General features: G+C 58.2%; 4 protein-coding genes and 2 rRNA genes. 3 read left to right on the forward strand and 3 right to left on the reverse strand.

Going from position 1 to position 3,487, the window contains the following annotated elements; all coding sequences use genetic code 11:
* Positions 1-130 precede the first annotated feature (130 nt).
* Genes AC1AY0_RS11655 through AC1AY0_RS11665 form a run of 3 tightly spaced genes read left to right on the forward strand, consistent with a single transcriptional unit; the run spans position 131 to position 2,134 of the window.
* Entirely contained in the window at positions 131-493 is a 363-nt protein-coding gene (locus AC1AY0_RS11655; RefSeq protein WP_476525159.1) for a hypothetical protein, read from the forward strand.
* Positions 493-786, forward strand: a complete 294-nt coding sequence (locus AC1AY0_RS11660; RefSeq protein ID WP_476525157.1) for a hypothetical protein — start codon at positions 493-495, stop codon at positions 784-786. Before AC1AY0_RS11655 ends, AC1AY0_RS11660 begins: the two co-directional genes overlap by 1 nt.
* Positions 707-2,134, forward strand: coding sequence for an IS3 family transposase (locus AC1AY0_RS11665; RefSeq protein WP_476526484.1), 1,428 nt, complete (start codon positions 707-709; stop codon positions 2,132-2,134). The genes AC1AY0_RS11660 and AC1AY0_RS11665 overlap by 80 nt, the downstream gene beginning before the upstream one ends.
* A gap of 371 nt (positions 2,135-2,505) precedes the next feature.
* Here the strand turns inward: AC1AY0_RS11665 and AC1AY0_RS11670 are convergent, their stop codons facing one another.
* The 3 genes from AC1AY0_RS11670 to AC1AY0_RS11680 form a co-directional block, all read right to left on the reverse strand.
* Entirely contained in the window at positions 2,506-2,706 is a 201-nt protein-coding gene (locus tag AC1AY0_RS11670; RefSeq protein ID WP_476525151.1) for a hypothetical protein, read from the reverse strand.
* Between the two features lie 249 nt (positions 2,707-2,955).
* Positions 2,956-3,072 (reverse strand): 5S ribosomal RNA (rrf, locus tag AC1AY0_RS11675).
* 182 nt (positions 3,073-3,254) lie between these two features.
* Positions 3,255-3,487, reverse strand: a 23S ribosomal RNA gene (locus tag AC1AY0_RS11680); the annotation flags it as partial.

Raw genomic sequence — 3,487 nt, forward strand, 5'->3', positions numbered from 1 at the left:
TTTCGCAACATGGACTACTTCGCCACCATGATCTACCTGACCTGCGGCAAACTCGACATCAAAGCCGTCACCACCACCTGACCATCACCCACCACAAACAGCGAATAGCCGTGATCTTGAACAAAATCACATGCTGGCCAAAACTGATTCTCGTGAGGAAAGTGCTGTAGCTCTCATCGAGCATCGTTCTGGACTGGTCCTTCCTCTACCCGATCATGCCGCCGTTTCGTGGATGTATTACGGAGACGGAGCAGGAGTTGAGGTTTCGGTGTACGACGGCAAATCATTACGCTGGCAAATGGAAACTTATCCTGAATACTTTAATCCAGACATATTCCTCAACGAGGATGATGTTGAGCTTGATATATCCAATTGCCTTAATCTCCTCGAGCAAATTCAACAAGGTTTTATTAATCCACGCAGTATTACTGAGCACAATCTCCCACCATGCCAAGTACGGTACCGCGATTTCAAGGAAGGAACGACAAAATAATGGCAACAGTACAGATAGACAAACCAATGGCCGCAATTACCAGTGCAACAGTTGTGATGACACAGGACGAGTTCAATGATAAATTTGACGACATTATCCACGGTGGAGTTCCCAGCGAAGATGATCGCGGCCGTGGTGAAGAGTCATGCTTCTTTCACATTGGCGAATGGGGGGTGCGGTGGTTTTTTGGCACTTTGATCGGAGGGAGTGCCGATGTATACCGAGAAGGAGCGTCGCCGCGCGATCGAGATGGTGGTCGTGCATGGCATGTCGCTCAGGGCGGTTGCCCGTGAGCTGGGTGGTCCGAGCTATAGGGCCATCGGGTGCTGGGTGAGGGGCGACGCGGCCTCGGGGCGCGCGTCGTGGCCGGAGTCGTTCGAGGACCGCGTGGCGGCGGTGGATCATTACCTGTCGCATGGGCGCAGCCTCGCCCGTACGGTGCGCGAGCTGGGATACCCTACCAGGAGCGTGCTGGCGTCGTGGGTCGACGAGCTCGCGCCGGGCGCGCGGCGCGCGTGCCGGCGTTCCGACGGTGGCGGGGCCGTCCTCTATGATCGGGGGGACGGGCGCGACGGGGCGAAGGAGGCGGCGATGGCGCGGACACGGGGTTCCGGAGGACGGGATGCGGCGGCCGACACCGCCGAGCTGGCCCGGCAGGTCAGGGAGCTGACCGAACAGGTGCGGCTGCTGCGCATGCAGTGCGCGGTCGTCGAGGAGGTCGGCAGGCTCCTGGAAAAAGGCCAAGGCGGCGGCCCCGAAACCCTGACGAACAGGGAGAAGGCGGTCGTCGCCGAGAGACTCCGGACCGTGTGGCCGCTCAAGGACCTGCTGGCGACGCTGCGTCTGGCGCGCAGGACCTTCTTCCACCAGATCAGGGCCATGCGGCATGACAAGTACTCCGGCCTGCGCCAGCGGATCCGCGGGGTCTTCGACGATTCGCGCGGCACGTACGGATACCGGCGTGTACGCGACGGGCTGCTCAGGGCTGGGGTGAGGGTTTCGGAGGGCGTGGTCAGAAGGCTCATGCGCGAGGAGGGGCTGGTCCCCGCGTGCTCGAGGGCCGCCATACGCGGATACAGCTCGTACCGCGGCGAGATCGACCAGGCGCCCGGCAACCTTCTGGACCGCGACTTCGCCGCCGACAGGCCCGGCGCGAAGCTCGTCACCGACATCACCGAATTCCGCATCCCGGCCGGCAAGGTCTACCTGAGCCCGATAATCGACTGCTTCGACGGCCTTCCGGTGGCGTGGACCATCGGCAGGCGTCCCGACGCGGACCTCGTCAACACGATGCTCGACATGACGGTCGAACGCGTCGGCGCCGGAGGATGCGTGACCGTGCATTCCGACCGCGGATGCCACTACCGTTGGCCGGGATGGGTCGAACGCATGGACAGGGCCGGATGGACGCGAAGCATGTCACGCAAGGGATGCAGCCCGGACAACGCGGCCGCGGAAGGCTTCTTCGGCAACCTCAAAATGGAATTCTTCCACAACCGCGACTGGCGTGGCGTGGACCTTGACGGGTTCATGGAACGGCTCGACGCGTACCTGCACTGGTATCGAGAGCGGCGCGTCAAGCACCATCTGAACGGCATGAGCCCGGTCGAATGGCGCAGATCGCTCGGACTGGGCTCATGACACGCTACGATGAACCATACACCAACACAAAGCAGTGCCAGAAAAACACAGCACCCCCATGCGATAAGAGTGCTAAATTCTGGCTTTCTGTCGCAGACGAGAATGAAGAAAGTGGCCAGTCTAAGTACTACTTCTGCCCACGCCATTTTGCGCTACGTTTGCATCTAATTATTGAAGCAATACACCGCAATGTGTATTTCGATGAGCAGAGCAATCCGTCGCAAATACGTGGAGTATTACAGTCCTATATCCTCAGCTGGGGACGAATTGGGCTGTAATATTCAAGTAGCACATCTGCAGCACCTTGCAAGGGAAGAACATGACAGTTCTCTGTATGAGAAAGATAAAGTCAGTATTATGACAGCTGATGGCTAAAACATGCTGACTTGGTACATTTCCAGAGGTGTAGCCTCACGTACAGCTTTGATTTTTGCTTCCGTCGTCTCTTCAGTCGCTGCAATCTGCTCTAAGGCATAACGACGTTCTTCTCGAGGAAGGTGAGGCTCATTCTCGCTCGGTATAATCTGCTCAAGCTCGTCAAGTTTCTGCTCAATTACCTGCGTAAGATCCATATACAAGAACCTCTCGTTCGACTCATGCAAACAATTCGAAACCGACCTGAACGAGTATATCATCCGCTGGAACACCAAACGAAGGCAGATATGACTGGAGGGACATACCCCCGGAGGAATACCTGAACATGTCCCTCACAGCCTGATCAGCTACCCTTAATAAACCACGTCCAACTTCCGGTGCGCAGTTTAGTGTGATAAAAGTTGAGGCCCGGGAGCTGTTGCTCTACCGGGCCTCTGTAAGTGTGAATGCGGCGGTGTGCTACTCTCCCACACCCTGTCGGGTGCAGTACCATCGCCGTGCCAGGCCTTAGCTTCCGGGTTCGGAATGGGACCGGGCGTCTCCCCTGGGCCATGACCGCCGCAAATCTTCAATTCTATCGGCCGGACGTATCGTCCGCCGGCATTATGTGGCGGTTCGGGGACCGGATGGTGGACGCTGATGTGTGTTTCGTCGTGTTCCGACCGCGGTGTCCGACCGAGTGTCTCTCTGTCGTCCGCGTATGTCTTCGCGCAATACGGTCACCAATCTTCGAATGGAATTGGTGTTGAGTGTCGCCGTCCCCCGTTAGTACCGGTCGGCTCCACCCCTCGCGGGGCTTCCACGTCCGGCCTATCGACCACGTGTTCTTCATGGGGGGTTCAAGGCCTCGAGGGCCTATGGAATGCTTATCTTGGAGCAGGCTTCCCGCTTAGATGCTTTCAGCGGTTATCCCTTCCGAACGTGGCCAACCGGCCGTGCCGCTGGCGCGACAACCGGCATACCAGAGGTTCGTCCACC

The sequence above is a fragment of the Bifidobacterium sp. LH_416 genome (assembly GCF_056357055.1).